20 protein-coding genes are annotated in these 17,809 nt (G+C 49.8%); 11 read left to right on the top strand and 9 right to left on the bottom strand.

The window, feature by feature from the left end; translation table 11 throughout:
- Window positions 1-23 precede the first annotated feature (23 nt).
- From thiE to thiC, 3 genes are read right to left on the bottom strand one after another with little or no spacing between them, the layout of a single operon-like run.
- Complete coding sequence (gene thiE / locus J4E06_RS07005) at window positions 24-668, bottom strand: thiamine phosphate synthase (RefSeq protein ID WP_349523318.1); 645 nt, start codon at window positions 666-668, stop codon at window positions 24-26.
- 9 nt (window positions 669-677) lie between these two features.
- Window positions 678-1,412, bottom strand: a complete 735-nt coding sequence (locus tag J4E06_RS07000; protein ID WP_349523317.1) for a hydroxymethylpyrimidine/phosphomethylpyrimidine kinase — start codon at window positions 1,410-1,412, stop codon at window positions 678-680.
- A complete protein-coding gene (thiC, locus tag J4E06_RS06995) occupies window positions 1,409-3,247 on the bottom strand; it encodes a phosphomethylpyrimidine synthase ThiC (RefSeq protein ID WP_349523316.1) in 1,839 nt (612 codons plus the stop codon). Before thiC ends, J4E06_RS07000 begins: the two co-directional genes overlap by 4 nt.
- A 154-nt stretch (window positions 3,248-3,401) precedes the next feature.
- Between thiC and J4E06_RS06990 the strand changes: the two genes are divergently transcribed.
- Together J4E06_RS06990 and J4E06_RS06985 are read left to right on the top strand one after the other, a co-directional pair.
- A complete protein-coding gene (locus J4E06_RS06990; RefSeq protein WP_349523315.1) occupies window positions 3,402-4,316 on the top strand; it encodes a ketopantoate reductase family protein in 915 nt (304 codons plus the stop codon).
- On the top strand, window positions 4,317-5,102 hold the full coding sequence (locus J4E06_RS06985; RefSeq protein ID WP_349523314.1) for a DUF6597 domain-containing transcriptional factor: 786 nt from the start codon (window positions 4,317-4,319) through the stop codon (window positions 5,100-5,102). It abuts the gene before it with no gap.
- Between the two features lie 40 nt (window positions 5,103-5,142).
- On the opposite strand, the gene J4E06_RS06980 is transcribed toward J4E06_RS06985, so the two are convergent.
- Both J4E06_RS06980 and J4E06_RS06975 read right to left on the bottom strand, forming a co-directional pair.
- Window positions 5,143-5,985: a bifunctional transcriptional activator/DNA repair enzyme AdaA gene (locus J4E06_RS06980; protein WP_349523313.1), complete on the bottom strand. Its 843-nt coding sequence runs from the start codon at window positions 5,983-5,985 to the stop codon at window positions 5,143-5,145.
- Window positions 5,986-6,062: 77 nt separating this feature from the next.
- Window positions 6,063-6,806, bottom strand: a complete 744-nt coding sequence (locus J4E06_RS06975) for a metallophosphoesterase family protein (protein ID WP_349523312.1) — start codon at window positions 6,804-6,806, stop codon at window positions 6,063-6,065.
- Window positions 6,807-7,061: 255 nt separating this feature from the next.
- On the opposite strand from J4E06_RS06975, the gene J4E06_RS06970 reads away from it, so the two are divergent.
- The 4 genes from J4E06_RS06970 to J4E06_RS06955 all read left to right on the top strand — a co-directional run bounded on the left by J4E06_RS06970 (window position 7,062) and on the right by J4E06_RS06955 (window position 9,989).
- Window positions 7,062-7,793, top strand: coding sequence for an SDR family oxidoreductase (locus tag J4E06_RS06970; RefSeq protein WP_349523311.1), 732 nt, complete (start codon window positions 7,062-7,064; stop codon window positions 7,791-7,793).
- A gap of 159 nt (window positions 7,794-7,952) precedes the next feature.
- Window positions 7,953-8,963, top strand: coding sequence for a hypothetical protein (locus tag J4E06_RS06965; protein ID WP_349523310.1), 1,011 nt, complete (start codon window positions 7,953-7,955; stop codon window positions 8,961-8,963).
- Between the two features lie 18 nt (window positions 8,964-8,981).
- Window positions 8,982-9,494 (top strand): hypothetical protein, encoded by a 513-nt coding sequence (locus tag J4E06_RS06960; protein ID WP_349523309.1) that lies wholly within the window; start codon window positions 8,982-8,984, stop codon window positions 9,492-9,494.
- An 18-nt stretch (window positions 9,495-9,512) separates the two neighbouring features.
- Entirely contained in the window at window positions 9,513-9,989 is a 477-nt protein-coding gene (locus J4E06_RS06955; protein ID WP_349523308.1) for a GNAT family N-acetyltransferase, read from the top strand.
- Between the two features lie 17 nt (window positions 9,990-10,006).
- On the opposite strand, the gene J4E06_RS06950 is transcribed toward J4E06_RS06955, so the two are convergent.
- Both J4E06_RS06950 and J4E06_RS06945 read right to left on the bottom strand, forming a co-directional pair.
- Window positions 10,007-10,603, bottom strand: coding sequence for a DUF6624 domain-containing protein (locus J4E06_RS06950; protein ID WP_349523307.1), 597 nt, complete (start codon window positions 10,601-10,603; stop codon window positions 10,007-10,009).
- 6 nt (window positions 10,604-10,609) lie between these two features.
- A complete protein-coding gene (locus tag J4E06_RS06945; protein WP_349523306.1) occupies window positions 10,610-11,110 on the bottom strand; it encodes a RidA family protein in 501 nt (166 codons plus the stop codon).
- 262 nt (window positions 11,111-11,372) lie between these two features.
- Between J4E06_RS06945 and J4E06_RS06940 the strand changes: the two genes are divergently transcribed.
- The 4 genes from J4E06_RS06940 (at window position 11,373) to J4E06_RS06925 (ending at window position 15,639) form a co-directional block, all read left to right on the top strand.
- Window positions 11,373-12,125 (top strand): Rid family hydrolase, encoded by a 753-nt coding sequence (locus tag J4E06_RS06940; protein ID WP_349523305.1) that lies wholly within the window; start codon window positions 11,373-11,375, stop codon window positions 12,123-12,125.
- Window positions 12,126-12,303: 178 nt separating this feature from the next.
- Window positions 12,304-13,323 (top strand): alpha/beta hydrolase family protein, encoded by a 1,020-nt coding sequence (locus tag J4E06_RS06935; RefSeq protein WP_349523304.1) that lies wholly within the window; start codon window positions 12,304-12,306, stop codon window positions 13,321-13,323.
- Between the two features lie 72 nt (window positions 13,324-13,395).
- The gene (locus J4E06_RS06930) at window positions 13,396-14,616 is read left to right on the top strand and encodes a serine hydrolase domain-containing protein (protein ID WP_349523303.1); all 1,221 of its coding nucleotides are present in this window, start codon (window positions 13,396-13,398) and stop codon (window positions 14,614-14,616) included.
- 9 nt (window positions 14,617-14,625) lie between these two features.
- A complete protein-coding gene (locus J4E06_RS06925) occupies window positions 14,626-15,639 on the top strand; it encodes a 1-aminocyclopropane-1-carboxylate deaminase/D-cysteine desulfhydrase (RefSeq protein WP_349523302.1) in 1,014 nt (337 codons plus the stop codon).
- Here the strand turns inward: J4E06_RS06925 and J4E06_RS06920 are convergent.
- Window positions 15,634-15,963 carry an antibiotic biosynthesis monooxygenase family protein gene (locus J4E06_RS06920; RefSeq protein WP_349523301.1) on the bottom strand — a complete coding sequence of 110 codons (330 nt, stop codon included), beginning with the start codon at window positions 15,961-15,963 and terminating at the stop codon, window positions 15,634-15,636. The genes J4E06_RS06925 and J4E06_RS06920 overlap by 6 nt on opposite strands.
- Entirely contained in the window at window positions 15,960-16,958 is a 999-nt protein-coding gene (locus J4E06_RS06915) for an alpha/beta hydrolase (protein ID WP_349523300.1), read from the bottom strand. Before J4E06_RS06915 ends, J4E06_RS06920 begins: the two co-directional genes overlap by 4 nt.
- Window positions 16,959-17,058: 100 nt before the next feature.
- Between J4E06_RS06915 and J4E06_RS06910 the strand changes: the two genes are divergently transcribed.
- The gene (locus tag J4E06_RS06910; protein ID WP_349523299.1) at window positions 17,059-17,742 is read left to right on the top strand and encodes an ArsR/SmtB family transcription factor; all 684 of its coding nucleotides are present in this window, start codon (window positions 17,059-17,061) and stop codon (window positions 17,740-17,742) included.
- The last annotated feature ends 67 nt before the right edge of the window (window positions 17,743-17,809 follow it).

Genomic DNA, 17,809 nt, shown 5'->3' with positions numbered 1-17,809 from the left:
CTTACCACCCTATAACTGCCCTGCTAAGAAAATGCCCTGAGCACATCGGCATAGGTCCGGGCCTTGTCTGGACTCTCATTGATCAGAGAAGCAATGGCGATACCATGCACCCCAACGGACAGTAAAGATGGTATATCGTCAATTCGGACCCCCCCTATGACCAACAGCGGAATCCGTGGGCCGTCCATACGCTCCATGTGATCCACCAACCTACCTATTTCTTCCAGGGAAAGAAATTCAGTAATCTCAGGTTTTGTCCGTGTTTTTCTAAAGGTACCGAGTCCAATATAGTCCACAATGCCACGAGACTTGTGCCACAATGCCTCTTGCTGTGTATAGGCCGTCCCACCGATGATTTTTTCCGGGCCCAGCACCTTTCTGGCCAATTGGTGACCCGTATCACCATTGCCCAAATGGATACCATCGGCATCCACGTTCAAGGCAATGTCCAAATGATCGTTGATGATAAAGGTGGCCCCGTAATAGGCACATATCTTTTTGACCTCCCAGGCCATTTCCAACATTTCCGATCGCTTACGGCCCTTCAATCGCAATTGCACCAGATCTACCCCGGCACTACAGGCCTCCAGGGCCAATTCCATATGGGAAACGTCGGGCATGTCCTGTGTAATGTAATGGATTCTGGAAATCAGTGTATGGTCTTTCATGGTATGGGTTCAGTTAAAATGCCCCAATAAGCTGGGGCTGCTTTTCATAAATCTGTTCAGTAGCTCCTTGGCCCTGAGATAGCTTTCCAATAGATCATGCCCCATGGCCAAATGGGCGGTCAAGGCCGCCGAAAGGACACAGCCCGTCCCGTGCTTGTCCGCATCCACAAGGACGGGACTTCCTATTTCGTGCACCTGTTGCTCCCACAAAAGGCGATCATAAACGATATCGTCCACCATCCTAAAGGATTTCAAAACAATATTGGTATCGATATCCAATCCCTCAAGGGACTTGCCCTTGCCCCAAATACGTCCGTACTCCATCAGGTTGGGCATTATCACATCCACATGATCCAAAACAGCTGCCAACCGGCCCACATCGATAGCATTCCAAAAATCAAAGCCACTGGAGGTACGGAACACGGGGTCCCATACCAGGATAACATGGGGAATTCTGGTTCGCACATGACCTACCAAATCACTCAGTACCCCTTGATCCCGCGTCACCCCTATCTTAACCGCTCCAATTTCATGTTGGTCCAAAACAACGTCGATCTGATTCTTGATTTGATCGGTCGTCACCCACTGCAGACCACGGAACTCCCGTTCATTTTGAACTGTCAGGGCGGTCATGGCCCCGAACCCATAGGCTCCACAGGACAGAAAAGTCCGGATATCGGCCAGCATACCCGCCCCGCCCGAGGGATCGAAGCCTGAAATGGCCATGACCTTGTGCAGCTTCATAGATACAGGGAAGATCCTTTTTCCTTGAACTCCCCGGCCTTTTTATCCAGGCCATCTTCCAGCACCTCCCCGGCATCTTTGTTTTTCTCTCGGGCCATGGCCCGTATTTCCTCGGTGATCTTCATCGAACAGAACTTCGGGCCGCACATACTGCAAAAATGTGCCAATTTGGCTCCTTCCGCCGGCAGGGTCTCATCGTGGTACTCCCTTGCCCTATAGGGATCTAGGCCAAGATTGAACTGATCTTCCCAGCGGAATTCGAAACGGGCCCTGCTCAGGCTATCGTCCCAATGCTGTGCCCCCGGGAACCCTTTGGCCAGGTCGGCCGCATGGGCCGCAATTTTGTAGGCAACAAGGCCTTCCCTTACATCTTCTTTGTTCGGCAGCCCCAGATGTTCCTTGGGCGTGACATAACATAACATGGCCGTCCCAAACCATCCAATCATCGCGGCACCAATAGCACTGGTAATATGATCATATCCCGGAGCGATATCCGTCACCAAAGGCCCAAGGGTGTAAAAAGGGGCTTCATGGGTGAGTTCCAATTGTCGGTCCACATTTTCTTTGATCATATGCAGGGGCACATGTCCCGGTCCTTCGATGATCACCTGTACATTATGCTCCCAGGCAATCTTGGTCAATTCCCCCAAGGTCTCCAGTTCCGCAAATTGGGCCTGGTCGTTCGCGTCGGCAATACTACCGGGTCGCAGACCGTCCCCTAGGGAAATGGTCACATCATAACGATTCAAGATCTCACAGAGTTCCCCAAAGTGTTCATAGATAAAGTTTTCCCTATGATGTGCCAGGCACCACTTGGCCATGATACTTCCGCCACGGGAAACGATCCCGGTCACTCTGGATGCCGTCATGGGGACATAGCGCAAGAGTACGCCGGCATGTATCGTAACATAATCCACGCCCTGTTCCGCCTGTTCGATCAAGGTATCCCGGAAGAGTTCCCAGCTCAGGGCCTCTGGATCACCTCCCACCTTCTCCAATACCTGGTAGATGGGAACGGTACCCAAGGGAACCGGACAGTTGCGAACGATCCACTCCCGGGTCTCATGGATATTTTCACCTGTGGACAGGTCCATGATCGTATCAGCGCCCCACCTACTGGCCCATACCGCCTTCTCCACTTCCTCCTCAATGGAAGAGGTCACCGCGGAGTTCCCTATATTGGCGTTGATCTTGGTCTTGAAATTCCGTCCAATGATCATGGGCTCGAGTTCCAGATGGTTGATATTGGCGGGGATTACGGCGCGTCCCCGGGCCACCTCCTCCCGGACAAACTCGGCAGTGATTCTTTTGGGGATCGAAGCCCCCCAGGAACGGCCCTGGTGCTGGCCATTTTCCATCATCAATTGGTTTTCACGGAATGCCACATATTCCATTTCAGGGGTGACAATGCCTTTTTTGGCATAGTACATCTGGGTATGTACCTTTCCCTTGATACTGCGCAATGGTAATCTTCCCGCGCTGAAACGAATCGTATCCAATGACCCGTCAGCCATCCTTTTTTTTCCAAACTCGGAAGTCGGGCCTTCCAGGGCTTCAAGGGCCGCATCGGTGGCGATCCAGTGACGTGCCGTTGGCAGTCCCCGGAGCAGATCGATCTTTATGGAAGGATCGGTATAGGGGCCACTGGTATCGTACAACAACAATGAAGGGTTTTTACGACCTTTACCATCGATTTTGGTGCTTCCCTGCTCCACTTTTCGGAACGGAACCCGATAGCCATGCGCAGTGGCCATATAATGCTTTTTTGAACCCGGAAAGGGTTCCCTGCTTATCTTTGAATTATTGTTGGCCGGTATACGCTCATTTTTGCCCATAGCTGTTTTTTGATCAAATGTCCATGAAAAAACTTACCATGGATAGTACAGGCTGGCCCTTTTAAAAATGTCCAACCTATACTATTTGACAACTGGACCAATAACGATCTTCGTCTCTTGAAATACTTGGGTACCCCAAAAAACAAATTGAACCATGAACATACATATTATAGGTGCCGGCGCCATTGGAAAGGCCCTGGCAGTCTCCCTTAAACGAAAGGGCTGTGAGGTACAACTGGTACGTGGCAACATGGATGATGGAAGTACCCGCTACGAAGAAATCATCCTTGCCCTTGAAGGTGAGAGGAAACTCAGCGAAAATATCAAGGTGAGTACCCTTTCGGCCATCCCAAAAATGGAGGGCATCGTGCTGTTGACCAACAAATCCTTCGGAAACCAAGAACTGGCCAAAAGGTTATGGCACAAGACCCAAAAAACTCCGATAATCCTACTACAGAATGGTCTCGGGGTGGAACGTCCATTCATCGAATCGGGCTTTGACCAACTGTACCGCTGTGTGCTTTTCGCAACGGCCCAGACCCTCTCCGGGAACCAGGTCCGTTACCGTCCGGTCTCCGCCTCCCCTATCGGCACGGTCAGGGAAAAAACGCCTTTGTTGCGGACTTTGGTAGCAGAGGTAGACAGTCCGTTGTTCCGTTTCTCCGAGGTAGAAAATATCGAACCGATCGTTTGGAAAAAAACGATGGCCAACTGCGTGTTCAATTCCATATGCCCTTTATTGGAGGTGGACAATGGCATCTTCCACAGAAACAGTGAAGTTTTTGCGCTGGCAAGGGAGGTCATTGCCGAATGTATCGTAATTTCACAAGCCATGGGGATCGATCTCGATGCAAAGGATATAGAAGAACAGGTATTGGCCATTAGTCAACGGTCCGATGGCCAATTCATATCGACGCTGCAGGATATCCAAAACCACAAGGAAACCGAGATTGAAACCCTAAACCTGGAGATCCATCGGATGGCGCAAGAGCTGGGCATGGAAACGCAGGTAAAAAACACAAAGCTCTTGGGAGAGCTGATCAAGTCAAAATCAAAATTGAACCAATAGATGTACCAATTGTTCCAACCGCCCCATCATTTGCGCCACATGGTACGGCATTACTGGATGCTGGATAGGGAGGGCAAAAGCGGTATCACGGAATACCTGTTCGCCTATCCTTACGTCAACTGGGTATTTACCCTAGGGGAACCCTATACCGTAAGTGATGACCTACGAGGGAAGATGACCATTACCGATACTCGTGTCCTTGGCCCGCGCACCCATTTTGCGACCTATGGCCACCCCGAGGGAAACAGAACGTTTGGCGTCACCTTTCAGTTTGGTGCCGCCCTCCCAGTGTTCAAAACGGATATGGGCCTTTTGACCAACAATATTGTTGCGCAGGAGGATATCCTTCCCAGGACAGGATGGCTATCAGCCTATTTTGCCGAGACCACCTTGGATACCTTTCGCAAGGGCCTCAGCGATCAACTTGCCCATCTCAGTAAAGGACCAATGGACGGTAAGGGCCATAGGCTTTGGAGACAGTTTGTGGAACTATTGACCCATGGAAAACATTTTTCCGCCAACGCCCTTGACATGGCCAAAGAGCTCAAGATCAGCCAAAGGCAATTACAGCGTATCACGCTGCGTTATTCGGGCCTATCTCCCAAGACCGTACAATCCATGGTCCGGTGCAGAATGGCCCTTCGATCGATCCAAATCACGGGACAGATGAACGATTTATTCGGGTTTGGGTACTACGACCAGAACCATTTTATAAAGGAAGTAAAGCGGTGGTCGGGACATACCCCAAAAAACCTTCTGGAACTGTTGTCGACAAAACCGTCATAATTGCAAGCCGTGAATGGTTTTCATGATTAATGCAATATGATCATCTACCCTCTATAGCAGCCTCCCAGCCCATTAGGGCCACTTTACGGGTCTCGCCCCAACGATATCCCCCGAGATGGCCGGTCGACCGAATGACCCTGTGGCATGGGACAAGATATGCAACTGGGTTCAAGCCAACAGCATTGCCCACGGCACGGGAAGCATCCGAAGCCCCCATTTTCATTGCAATATCACCATAGCTCACCAAATGGCCGAACGGGATGTCCAAGAGGGTCTCCCATACCTTTAATTGAAAGTCCGTCCCCTTTAAATGCAACTTGATTTGATCAATATTGGACCAGTCCCGATGGAACAACTTTACCGCCCCTGCCTGTATCCCGTCCGAACGGGGATGGAAATCGGCATTGGGAAAACGTGCCCGTAGCTCTTCAAACCCATCCTTAACATCATCGATAAAGGCCATATGGCATATTCCCTTGGATGTCGATGCCACCAGTAGCTTTCCGAAGCGTGTGTATGGGACATCGTAATTGATGGTAAGGTCGCTGCCGCCATTTTTGAACTCCCCAGGGGTCATCCCCTCGATCTTGATAAACAGGTCGTGCAGACGCCCGGTTCCCGATAGACCGGTACGATAGGCGGTTTCGAACAAGGTTTCCCTGCTCTCCCTCAAAATGGATTTGGCATACTGTAAATTCGTATACTGCAAAAACTTTTTAGGGCTCACCCCGGCCCAATCGGTAAACAGTCTTTGAAAATGAAAGGGGCTCAAGTGTACCTCGTCGGCAATCTCCGCCAAGGTAGGTTGCTGCCGGTGGTTCTCCCGAATATAGGCTATTGCCCTGGCAATACGATCATAGTTGATGGGGTCCTTGATATCCATAGGTGCATTGATATGTTTCGAAAGTAACGATAGGGCCCATTGGTGCCAACCCAAAACTTGCTGTATGGAACATAGGGTTACATTTCCAGTCTCGACAGCATACGCAATGCCTCTTCCTCACTGGGGGATGCCAATATATACTTGGTCGCAAAATCCCGGGCATTGGGATACTCCAAAGCAGTGATATGTGCTGCCGCACTCCCCAGGTCATAAGGGGCATGCATCAAATGGACATCATCGTCCAAGAGCAGCCAATCCGCTCCGGTTCCCCCAAAACGCATCCCAACACTTCCCGCATTGACCACCCGTACCCCGGCAATCTTACGGTCAAACTGCATATGGGTATGTCCACAGATGACCATGGATGTCCCAAGCGTTCCAAAAATGGGTTCCAGTTTGTGCTCAGGGGTCAATGTGGTAAAGACATCCGTATCGTTCTCCGGAGTGGCATGGCAAAAAAGGATATCGCCCAGCGCCGGGGAGTTGACCTCCAATGTTTCGGCCCAGGACTCGATAAAGGCAATGTCCCTGGCATCCAAACAGTCCGCTGCCCAAACGGCCTCCCCTTTTGCCCTGGGCCCCAGTCCCAAGACCTCCTCACCTTTGGCATGCCGTAACAGATCGGTCTCGGCATTGCCCCGGATATAGGACATGGGAACCTCCATTTCCCGCAATAGGGAAAGGGTCTCCTTGGGCATCGGCCCGGCAACCACATCACCTCCCACAAGGACCATATCGACCCCCTGTCCGGAAATGGTCTTCAAGACCGCTTCCAAAGCAAAAGGGTTCCCATGGATATCATAAATAGCGGCTATTTTCATCTTAACAATTTAATGGATTTAATGTACGGCCCAAGGAAACCTATCACATATATTAGGTATATGGCATTACAGGTCCCGTGCTTATCATGGAACATCAAGCGTTCCTTCCAAAAATAATTGAAATCCAATCAAAAGAGATTAATTCATCTTAATATCGGTGCCCGCCTTCCCCAAGAATATCCATAAACAGCAACTTTTGGGTTTTACGGATAAATGGCCGCTCTTAGGTTTGTTGCTCATTTTAAATCATACGATATGAAATCCTTACAGGACAAAACAATCTTTATTACCGGTGCCAACCGTGGCATTGGAAAATCATTGGTCAAGGCCTCCCTGGAAAAAGGCGCCAGAAAAATATATGCTGCCGCCAGAAACATGGACAAACTCCCGGACTTTGGGGACAATAGGGTCGTTCCCATGGCCCTGGACATCTCCAATACCGAACAAGTGGTCCACTGTGCCGCCTTGGCAGTGGACACCAATGTGCTGATCAACAATGCCGGTATCCTGGAACCGGGGAACATCTTGGAAGGAGAAATGGAAATGTTCCGCCATATGATGGAAACCAACTATTTTTCCACCCTGGAAATGATGCGGGCCTTTGCCCCTGTCCTGACCAGGAACGCCCCGGGCATATTGGTGAACATCGTCTCCATTGTGGCCTATTCCCCATTGGCCTCCATTGCAGGATATTCCGCCGCGAAGGCCGCCCTGTATTCGGCGACCTTGTCGGTTAGGTGCGAATTGGCGGATCGGGACATCGTGGTGCATGCCGTCAACCCGGGAGCCATCGATACCGATATGAACAAGGGCAGCGAATGGGAAATGCCATCCCCCGATCGTATCGCACCCCGCATCCTCGAAGCGGTCGAACAGGGCACATTGGACATTGTACCGGATGATATGGGGCAGGGAATGTACGCCCAATGGAAGGAAAATCCCGAAAAATTGGCCAAAACCTTCCACGATATGTACCACATCGGCTAAAATTCCACCTTTTAAGGGGCGGATCGAACCGTCCGCCCCTCCATTTTTACCGCTCATAAAAATAACGGGGCGCTCGTTCATTTCTTAAGATATCTTAATTCAAAAGAAGGTGCTCTTGGGTACATTTATCTCAACTAAAAACCACAAAAGCCCCTAGAAATGAACATCTTAGTAAATACAAAAATAAGTTTCAGGAACAAAGTCCAGCCCAAGACGCATACCATCTTGTACAAAATTGCCCTCATGGGCCTATTGTTCTGCTCCTGTGGCACAGAGGATGATGGCCTACCCCGAGCCCCCATGCCGGACGACAAAGAGCTGATTACGGACATTGCACTGCCTGGCCTTCAGATCAATCGATTGGACTTTGATGGTGGATGGATCTATTTTATTGCCACCGATGCCATGTACCGATTGGACATGGCACAGGATGATCCCAATCCTGAGTTCATCCATGAAGATCCGGACGGCCCAATGGACCTCGCCGTTATCGATGGAAAACTCTATTATACCCCTTTTTGGGTTATGACCGAACTCAGGGCAATCGACCTGGAAACAAAAAACATGGTTCCCAGCGGAATAGACCTGCCATTTTTCAAAGCGGCACTGGCCAAGCGAGGGAACGAACTCATCTACCTGGAGACCGAATCCAGTTTTGGCTTCGACACCAAGGTCCACAGTAGGGACATGGTGACCGGAGGCCCGGACAGACTTTTGCACGAACTGCCCTTTGAGGAATTGGAGCATATGGTCCATTATAAGGGAGCACTGTACTTTTTCAGGACCTTTTATACCGGTGACAACAAAGGTAGTTGGTTGCTGCGCACCGAGCTCGGAAATATGGAGAACCGGCCAGAGGTACTTTTCCAAATAACCAGTGGCAAGGATATAATCTCCGCGGGAACGGGGCTGGCGGTCAACGATTCGGGCATCTACTTTACCCACTTGCTCGGTGAGGGACTTTACCATATGGAACACGGGGCCAAAAATGGGCAGCTGATATTGCCCACCGAAGCAGTAACGCCGAACACTACCGATGCCCTTGGCCCCCTGTTGACCATGGGGAACCATCTCTATATGGGGAGCAAAGACCATTTGTTCCAACTGGACCTGAAGCTACTGGAACACAGCAACGGGACAATCGCCGTATCCCGACAAACAGAACCTTAACTTATAAAAACAACAAACATGGAGCAGACAACGACAAATCCATTGAAATTGAGCGCCCTATCGGGCAAAGGCGACTATGCCCTCAGCGGCAACGGAAAGGAATTGGGCCAATTGAACTATACGAACTGGCTTATGGGAAAGGCAAGAATACAGGTGGAAGGTTCCACCATCGAGCTCAAACCCGTACATATCTTCAAAAATACCATAGATCTGATCAAGGATGGTAACAACATCGGACAATTAATGTTTTCTGCCGACCTCACCATGACCATTGAGCTGGGACACACGGACGATCCACATCATAATACCTTTACCATAAAGAACACCGGGGTGTTCAATCCCAAGTTCATCCTATGCGATGCTGCAAAGAACACCCTTTGTACCTTTAGGGGGAAGAACAATTGGAGAAAGTTCAAACATGATTTTTTTATAGATGATTTGAAGGAATATCCCCATATTGACCTACCTGTACTTTTATTGTGCTCGGCCTATGCCATCAATATCTTTTTTGAGCGGATCAGTGCCCTTTGACCTTCAACTGAGCAAATCATGGAAATAAGACCCGTACAAAGTGACGAGGTGGGCCTGCTGTACCACCTTATCCAAGACTTGGCCAAAAACCAGCATTTGGAAAGCTTCGTGGAGACCTCCCCCGAGCGACTGTCAAAAGCACTCTTCAGGGAACCACCTGATTTCGGGGCGTTGCTGGCCATGGACAAGGGAAGGGCAGTCGGTTACCTCACCTATACCATTTCCTATTCCATCTGGGCGGGCCGTCCGTTCCTTCATATGGACGATCTCTTTGTGACCGCCAAAGAACGCGGGAAGGGCATTGGAAAACAACTGATCCTCCATGTACGGAAAATGGCCATGGCACGGAACATTTCCAGCATAAAATGGGAAGTTGACCGGGACAACCAAGCTGCGATATCGTTCTATCAGGGATTGGGTGCCCAGGTCAATATCAAAGGAATCGGACGATGGGAGTTTTCAGGCGCTGACCACTCCCAGGGCACAGATAAGTAAGACCATCCAATGAGATCTTAGATCCAGCCCACTTTTGCCCTCCAGGCCTTTTGTTCCCGACGATGGCCTTCCATATCCTTGGGCGCCCTTTGACCTTCGCTCCTCACACGTAGCCGCATTGCTTCGGTCTGTTCCTCCAAACTGTTCAGTCCCAAGTCCCGCCTCCTGGCATTGACCTTATCCAGATTATCATATGGAGCCGGGCTCATCAAACCCTCCTGGTCCCAATCGAACTGGGTTCCGTACCATTGTTCCTGGCCCTCCATCATCCTGACCCTGTCGGTCAGATAGGCCAGTTGTATGGACAGGTCCTTATCTTTTTCGGCTTCCCTTTGCAAATGATGAAGGAATTTTTTCATAAAACTTGGAAGACCAATGGCGTGTTGGACGATCAACCAAGCCGCTTGATTGGCCTCCTTGCCCACTTTTGGGACGCTCGGATATCCGATCGCTTCCATGATGGTCTCCAATTCCCTTGCATTATCATTGTGAAGTGCCTCCATAGCTTCATTATACCCACTGGAAAGCGTCCCATTTTCCAAGAGCTTTTGTCGGAGGTCAAGATCTCTATCCTGAAGCTCCATGATTCTTTTTGCTGCGGTTGTCGATGTCATATAGGGTTATTTCCGTTCCCCGGTAGCAGGGAGATAGGCCACCAAGTCCACTTCCAATTTTGCGGTCGGTTCGTACAATCGGCTCACTTCCATCCAACTGGCAGCGGGGAAATCCCCTTCATAAAACTCCTTTCGATGATCGTTGAGCAGTTTCATGGCCTCTATATCCGTGGTGTACAAGGTCTCCTTGACCACATCCTGCGGTGTGGCCCCAAAGGATTCCAAACAGGCCCTAAGGGTACCGTATAACCGGGCAACCCCCGCTGGGGATAAGTCACTGGTCGGCACCCCGGAAACATAAATGGTGGGCCCCACTTTTACTACCTGGGCATAACCTGCAGCATCACTTTGTCCATTTTTGTTGTCCCAATGCCATTTCTGCCTTACATCCATTTGCTGTTCCTGGGAAACTGCCCTTGTGCCATCCTCACTATTTTTTCCATTGTTACAGCCGATGGTAACGAAAACAACCAGGGCCGCAAGGTATTGGATCGTATTTCTGTACATATCTTGATGGTTTGAATTCCACATTAACTGCTGCAAGATAAATAAATGGTCATTGTACCCAAGAAGCCAAAGACCGGAGGATATTGGCCGTTATCCACCTACATCGGCACCATCACTCTTTCCTTTAGCCAGTACGATTACATATATTTCTCGCTCACAACCTGTTTCCGGAACCTTCGAAAAACAGTGCTCACCTTATAAAATTTATCCCAACCTGTCACATTTCCCAGGGCCAAAACTGTCTACTATAAAAACAAAAAACATGAGCAAACAACTTATCAGTTCGGGATCGGCCTTTGAAAAACAGATCGGATATTCGAGGGCTATCGTACAAGGGGATTGGGTCTTTGTATCCGGCACTACGGGTTACGATTACGACACCATGGAAATTTCAAAGGATGTCGTGGAACAGACCGAACAATGCCTAAAGAACATTCAATATGCACTAAAGCGGGCCAATGCCACTATGGAAGATGTGGTCCGGGTCAACTACATCCTGCCCAATGCATCGGATTTCGAATCCTGCTGGCCTGTGTTACGTCGGTATTTTGGCGAATCCAGGCCCGCGGCCATGATGATATCGGCCGGACTTGCCGATCCCAAAATGAAAATCGAGATCGAAGTGACGGCCTTAAAACAAATAGACAAGGGCAGAAGCGACCTCATGGGTAGCCTCAAGAATTTTATTATAGGTGGGGATACCAGTGATATTGCGTTGTTGAGCGGCATCCTTCACAATGATTTCCGTAACGTGCAATCCGGTTTCTTTGAACAGGAGGGGGTATTTGTAATGGACAAGGAACGCTATTTGGACCTCATCAAAGAAGGAACTTTTGGCGGGACACCGCGAACGTTACAGATCGATTCGTTGGAAATAATGGGGGATTTGGCCTACGCCCGAGTTACCCTGGAGAGCAAAGATCTTCGGTTCCGCTCCTTGATCAATTTGATCCGTTCGGCAGGCCAATGGAAAGTTTTGGGCAACTACCCGGATATAGCGAACAAACAGCTCTAAATTGACATCAAAAGGCATTTCTGCCCGTTTCCCTATCACAGAAATGCCTTTCCGATCCCTTCAAGGGCACCAAACTCCCTTTTTCTTAAGACAGCTTAACCATTTTACGGCATTATTTATGGATTTTTAGCACCGCTACAATGAAACTTGTGGCTTTGACAATACAAAAACGAAAAGTATGGAAACCATAGTACTTATGCCTTCTTCCCAGAGCAAAGTATGCTCAAAAATATTCGCCCTAAAATTTTTACCCCTGTTCCTACTGTCGCTCATTTTTATCCAAAATGAGTTGTATGGTATGCAATACGAGGAAAAAACGATAGCATTCCAGTTTGAATCCAATGGAGACTTGCTGGCAGGAAGTTTACGTTTGCCCAAGGACATGCAACATCCTCCGCTTTTGGTTTTCATGCCCGGCTCCGGCAATTCCAGTTATAGGACAAACTACAAAGGGTATTTGGATGCCACCCTCCATACCCTGGTAGCCGATAGATATGCCCTGTTGAATTTCGACAAACCGGGCATCGGCAAATCCTCGGGAGCCTGGTGGGACATGGATTTCGAGGCCCTGGCCAAAAATGCGGTCGACGCCATTCGGTATGCCAAAGAAAATTTTCCAATTGACCCCCAAAAGATTGGGGTCATAGGACATAGCCAAGGGGGATGGCTGGTCCAGATCATTGCTGGCACCTATCCCGATGAAATTCAATTCGGGATAAGCATGGCGGGGTCGGTCACCACGGTATTTGAACAGGACGTACAGAACGCATACAGTAAGATCCGATGCGAGGGATTGGACAGTCTCCAGGCCATGGAGCGGGCCGTTTCCGAGGTTTATAAACTGTATACCACACCGACCATAAGGGCCGAGAAGAAAAACGACCTGCATTATAGGGTCATCAAGGGGTATGATCCCACAAGAGCTATCAGGAACATCCAAAGACCGGTGCTGTTTCTCTTTGGCGAAAACGACCCTTTGGTCCACGCCCAAAGTTCCGTTGACAAACTCAAGGCAATCTTTAAAGGCGATCCCCCGTCACTTATCCAATGGAAGATTCTCGAAGGTACCGATCACTCTCTGTATCGGATAAAGGAGAACTGTTTTGACGGGGATGTAAAAAAAGTGCCCACGAGCCAGGAACTCCACAAGGTAATGGGCAACTTTATCCATAAACAATTTACCCTTGACCGACCCTGACCTATCCCATAAATCATTAATTTACCAAAAAGTCCTTCTCAGGATCGTCGACCATACACCATCCATATCACCATGAAATACTTTAGGATCACCATCTCGACATTATTACTATTGGGCGGCACTGCCCTAAAGGCCCAGGCCGTCCCGGGGTCGCAGGAAACGGATTCCCTATTCAACAATGTCTTGATCAATGGCCAGAGTATGGGCATTCCCGGTATTTCCGTGGCCATAGGCAAGGGCGACAGTATCTATTGGAGCGGAACCATCGGTTATGCGGATCTTGAGGCCAAGACACCCATTGCGCTTGACTCCAAATTTGGTATAGGCAGCATTACCAAGACATTTGTGGCGGTCACGGCACTGCAATTGGCCGAAGAGGGCAAACTAGATCTGGAAAAGGTTCCCTCGGACTACCTGGACACCACTATGCTGCCGAATATCGCAAATCTTGACCAGGCCCCCATAAGGACACTGTTGAACCATCAAAGCGGCATTCCCACCTTTGAGTTTGATCAAGCATGGATAAGACAAGGAAGGGGAGCATCGGTCAGGCCAGAACATTTATGGGGCAAAGCGGAAGCGCTTGACTACATTGACGGGCAGGCTGCACTTTTCGCTCCCGGGGAAGCATATGAGTATTCGAATACCAACTACACACTTCTTGGTCTTATCATAGAAAAGATCACCGGCAACGAGCTTCATGAAGAGATCCGAAATCGCATATTAAAGCCCTTGGCCTTGAACAACACCTTTTTGGAGTCCTTTGAGAATGTTCCCGGGGGATATGTGGCAAACTACCATTATGCGACACCGGATTATCTAAAAGTCGCTGGACACTCCCCATATTTTCCGTGGGCGAACCCGTATTTGATCGACACGAGCAGGTCAAACCTATCCACAGAATGGGCAGCCGGTGGCATGGTATCCTCGTCCGAAGATCTGGTCAAATGGGCACAGGCCTTGAACACTGGGGATTTTTTGGACAAGGCGGTCTTGGAACACTATTTCACCTATCATCCGCCGAGGGATGGTGCGAACCCGAACTTCCAGTATGCCCAGGGCATTTACCGGATATATCCCTATTACCGTGGTCATGCGGTCCTAGGACACTCCGGTGGAGTACTGGGCTTCTCGGCCATGATGTTCTGGATCGAGGATACGGATATCGTCATTGTCTCCTTGGTCAATGTAGGGAACATGCACAGTGGTCTGAAACGTCCGCCCAGTAACCTTTTCTACCAATCAATACTCATCCCGGCGGTATTCGAACACTTCGGAATCGATAAAAAATAAAATAAAAACATGAACGCTGCCACCCCAGACCCCTTAAAGAAAAAAGTGCCCTTGGCCTTCCTGCCTACCCCCTTGACACAATTAAAAAAACTTTCGGCAGAACTCGGGCCCTACGAACTGTATATCAAAAGGGACGATATGACAGGACTCGGTATGGGCGGCAACAAGACGCGAAAACTGGAATATCTCCTCTATGAAGCCGTAAAGACTTCCTGTGACATTGTGATCACCTCCGGGGCCCAACAGTCCAACCATTGTCGCCAAACGGCCGCGGCCTGTGCCCAATTGGGGATGGAATGTCATCTGTTACTAGGGGGCGTACCGCCCAAGGTGTATGAGGGCAACTTACTGTTATCCCTTCTTTTCGGGGCCCAGCTCCATTTTACAGGGGAAAACCGTAAAGGCGAGGACATTGCGGAACTCCATGATACGCTTTCCAAAAAAGGGAAATGTTATCTCATACCCTATGGGGGCTCCAACGCCATGGGCGCCCTGGGATTTGTAAATGCGATGCGGGAAGTAAAAATCCAATTACAGGAAATGGAGCTGCAAATAGATCATATCTTCTTTGCCTCCAGTTCAGGGGGAACACAGGCAGGTATGTTACTGGGCCAGGCGCTGTTCGATATTCAAGCCTCCCTGCACGCGATAAGTGTGGACAAGGCCAAGCTACATGGGGAATCCCTTGAAGAAAGGATCTTAGATATCCTGACGACGGCTTCAAAATCCCTGAACCTGCCCAACACCTTTCAAATCGGGAATATTGTCCTGGATCGAAATTATGAAGCGCCAGGTTATGCGAACCTGACACAGCAAGAACAAAAGACCATCGAAATGCTTGCCAAAACCGAAGGTATATTACTGGATGCGGTGTATACCGCAAGGGCCTTCCATGGGATGATGGACCATATCCAAAAAGACCGACTTGCCCCGGGGTCCAAAATTGTGTTCTGGCATACGGGGGGCATGCCCAACCTCCTTACCCATGCCTTTGCAAATCGGCTGAACCATCAAGTCCTATAAATCCTTCGGACACTGCTCCCGTTCATACATGCCATAATCCCGGATCACTTCGGCAACACGGATGTTGTAATCCTTAAAAATGGATGTCCTCCCCCTATCTTGGGCCCTCCTGTGCATGCCATGGTCCCTCCAAGCCTCCACCGCAGCCTCGTCCCTCCAATAGGAAAGCGATAGCATTTTACCTTCATCGGAAATACTCTGAAAACGCTCAATGGATATGAATCCCGCAACCTTGGTCAATTCCTGTTTCAAGTTATGGGCAATAGCGAGGTATTCCCCCTTTTTATCGGGGGCCACATGGACCTCAAAAATGACGGCCATCATCGTTTTTCGTTTTTAATGAAGGTAAGGACCTCATTGAACAACGCCCATCGATTCTCCTCCAAATGCAGCACATGCGTACCACGGCCAACCACAACATAACTTTTATCATCGACATGCACCATATGGTCAAAAAGCATTTCGGCATCCCTCGCACTGAAGGCGGTATCCCATTCTCCCCGAACGATCAAGGTGGGCACCCTGAGGCTTCCGGGGTTCAAAAAACAGTTCCCGTTCCAGCAATCATAAAGATCCATTTGCCAATCACTGGGATATCGCACCGAACCTGTATTCCGGGCCCGTGCCGTGGGATCGCTCTTGACCCAGGCCTTTCCCCAATGCAGCAGTACATCCTGCTCCAAGACCATATCCTCGTCCTCGGGTACCTGGCCCTTGAACTGCTCCAATCGCTGTTCGGGCGTCTGTTCCAGGAACAATGACCTGATAGGTTTCCGATCCGTCGGACCTAAACGCTGTACAATGGGCGCAAAAAGTACCAGCCTGTCCACTTTCTCAGGGTATAGGGTCGCATAGTGTCCCGCTACCGTTCCGCCCCAGGAATGGCCCAAAAGCACCACCCGATCTATCCCTAGTTGCTTTCTGATAAGATCCACGGCAATATCCAGGTCACGGACAACTACCCTGCCCCCGTTCGGAACATCATCGACCTTATCGTCCTGGACCATATGGTCATACCTGTCCGATTCCCCATAGCCCAAGAAGTCCAGGGCGAAGACATCGAACCCAGTGTCTGCCATAACATCCATCCAAGAGACCCCTCGGATCCGGAAACCGGCCGAGAGTTTGGAAGGGAACGAAGATCCGTGCACAAAGATAACGGCCCCTCTCGAATCGGTCTTCCTTGATGCAGTGTACAGCAGATTCAACTTCTTTCCTTCCAACCTACTGGGAAACTGGAACGCCTCGTAATCCAACGCTCCATGTTGGGCCCAACAGCAGGTAGAGGACCATAGGAGCCATATCATTTTTTTCATCATATCATTAGTTGCTTTGGCCGACAAAACTAATGGGGGGAAAGATCTAATGGTTCCATGCAAAATGAACCATGGAACTCCAAAGCGGTGTATATTTGGAACCATGGACATAGCAAAGGAATTCAGTGCGGCGGCGGTACTGATCGGAGATCGTTCAAGGGCCAAGATGCTATGGGCCCTTCTGGACGGTAGGGCCTATACGGCTACAGAACTTGCCGGCTTTGCCGATTTGACCCGACAAGCGGCAAGCAACCATTTGACCAAATTGATCCATGGTCGTTTGATCGTGGTGGAGCAACAGGGAAGACATCGGTATTTCAGATTGGCAGGCCCGGAAATCGCACGCAGTATTGAAGGGATAGCGGGACTGATCCCACCACAACACGTGGAAGGTATCAAAAGGCCCGAACCAAAAGGGGGCCTGATGACTGCCAGAACCTGCTATGATCATTTGGCCGGTGAACTCGCCGTCAGGATACAGGAATCCCTTGTGGCCCAAAATATTATTGTCCACAAGGACAGTTCTTATCAAATTACAGCAAAGGGATGGCATTGGCTGGAAGCGCTCGGAATTGACACCAACAAACTATTGAAGGGGAAACGGATCCACGTCCGGCCTTGCCTGGATTGGACCGAACGAAAGCACCATGTGGCCGGTGCCCTGGGGAAGGCCCTTTTGGATTTTATGATCGATAGGGATTGGCTCAGAAAAAAGAGCAGTGGCAGGGAAGTGGTCATTACTTCCAAGGGAGCCCGGCTACTGAAGGAACATTTTCAGGTCTCTTAATGGGACGCACCACAATTCAACAGTTCTGGGCTTCAATTGCAGGTTCGGGGTCCGAACGGCAGCTGGC

The sequence above is a fragment of the Allomuricauda sp. NFXS6 genome (genome assembly GCF_040148835.1).
In the GTDB taxonomy this organism is placed as follows: domain Bacteria; phylum Bacteroidota; class Bacteroidia; order Flavobacteriales; family Flavobacteriaceae; genus Flagellimonas.
This window is presented reverse-complemented; position numbering and strand designations above follow the sequence as displayed.

Coding starts and splice junctions, on each gene's coding strand:
- J4E06_RS06975 (WP_349523312.1), bottom strand. CDS start 6,806: ATGAAAATAGCCGCTATTTATGATATCCATGGGAACCCTTTTGCTTTG.
- J4E06_RS06940 (WP_349523305.1), top strand. CDS start 11,373: ATGAGCAAACAACTTATCAGTTCGGGATCGGCCTTTGAAAAACAGATC.
- J4E06_RS06970 (WP_349523311.1), top strand. CDS start 7,062: ATGAAATCCTTACAGGACAAAACAATCTTTATTACCGGTGCCAACCGT.
- J4E06_RS06915 (WP_349523300.1), bottom strand. CDS start 16,958: ATGATGAAAAAAATGATATGGCTCCTATGGTCCTCTACCTGCTGTTGG.
- J4E06_RS06930 (WP_349523303.1), top strand. CDS start 13,396: ATGAAATACTTTAGGATCACCATCTCGACATTATTACTATTGGGCGGC.
- J4E06_RS06920 (WP_349523301.1), bottom strand. CDS start 15,963: ATGATGGCCGTCATTTTTGAGGTCCATGTGGCCCCCGATAAAAAGGGG.
- J4E06_RS06950 (WP_349523307.1), bottom strand. CDS start 10,603: ATGACATCGACAACCGCAGCAAAAAGAATCATGGAGCTTCAGGATAGA.
- J4E06_RS06965 (WP_349523310.1), top strand. CDS start 7,953: ATGAACATCTTAGTAAATACAAAAATAAGTTTCAGGAACAAAGTCCAG.
- J4E06_RS06925 (WP_349523302.1), top strand. CDS start 14,626: ATGAACGCTGCCACCCCAGACCCCTTAAAGAAAAAAGTGCCCTTGGCC.
- J4E06_RS06985 (WP_349523314.1), top strand. CDS start 4,317: ATGTACCAATTGTTCCAACCGCCCCATCATTTGCGCCACATGGTACGG.
- J4E06_RS06935 (WP_349523304.1), top strand. CDS start 12,304: ATGGAAACCATAGTACTTATGCCTTCTTCCCAGAGCAAAGTATGCTCA.
- J4E06_RS06960 (WP_349523309.1), top strand. CDS start 8,982: ATGGAGCAGACAACGACAAATCCATTGAAATTGAGCGCCCTATCGGGC.
- J4E06_RS06980 (WP_349523313.1), bottom strand. CDS start 5,985: ATGGATATCAAGGACCCCATCAACTATGATCGTATTGCCAGGGCAATA.
- J4E06_RS06990 (WP_349523315.1), top strand. CDS start 3,402: ATGAACATACATATTATAGGTGCCGGCGCCATTGGAAAGGCCCTGGCA.
- thiE (WP_349523318.1), bottom strand. CDS start 668: ATGAAAGACCATACACTGATTTCCAGAATCCATTACATTACACAGGAC.
- thiC (WP_349523316.1), bottom strand. CDS start 3,247: ATGGGCAAAAATGAGCGTATACCGGCCAACAATAATTCAAAGATAAGC.
- J4E06_RS07000 (WP_349523317.1), bottom strand. CDS start 1,412: ATGAAGCTGCACAAGGTCATGGCCATTTCAGGCTTCGATCCCTCGGGC.
- J4E06_RS06945 (WP_349523306.1), bottom strand. CDS start 11,110: ATGTACAGAAATACGATCCAATACCTTGCGGCCCTGGTTGTTTTCGTT.
- J4E06_RS06910 (WP_349523299.1), top strand. CDS start 17,059: ATGGACATAGCAAAGGAATTCAGTGCGGCGGCGGTACTGATCGGAGAT.
- J4E06_RS06955 (WP_349523308.1), top strand. CDS start 9,513: ATGGAAATAAGACCCGTACAAAGTGACGAGGTGGGCCTGCTGTACCAC.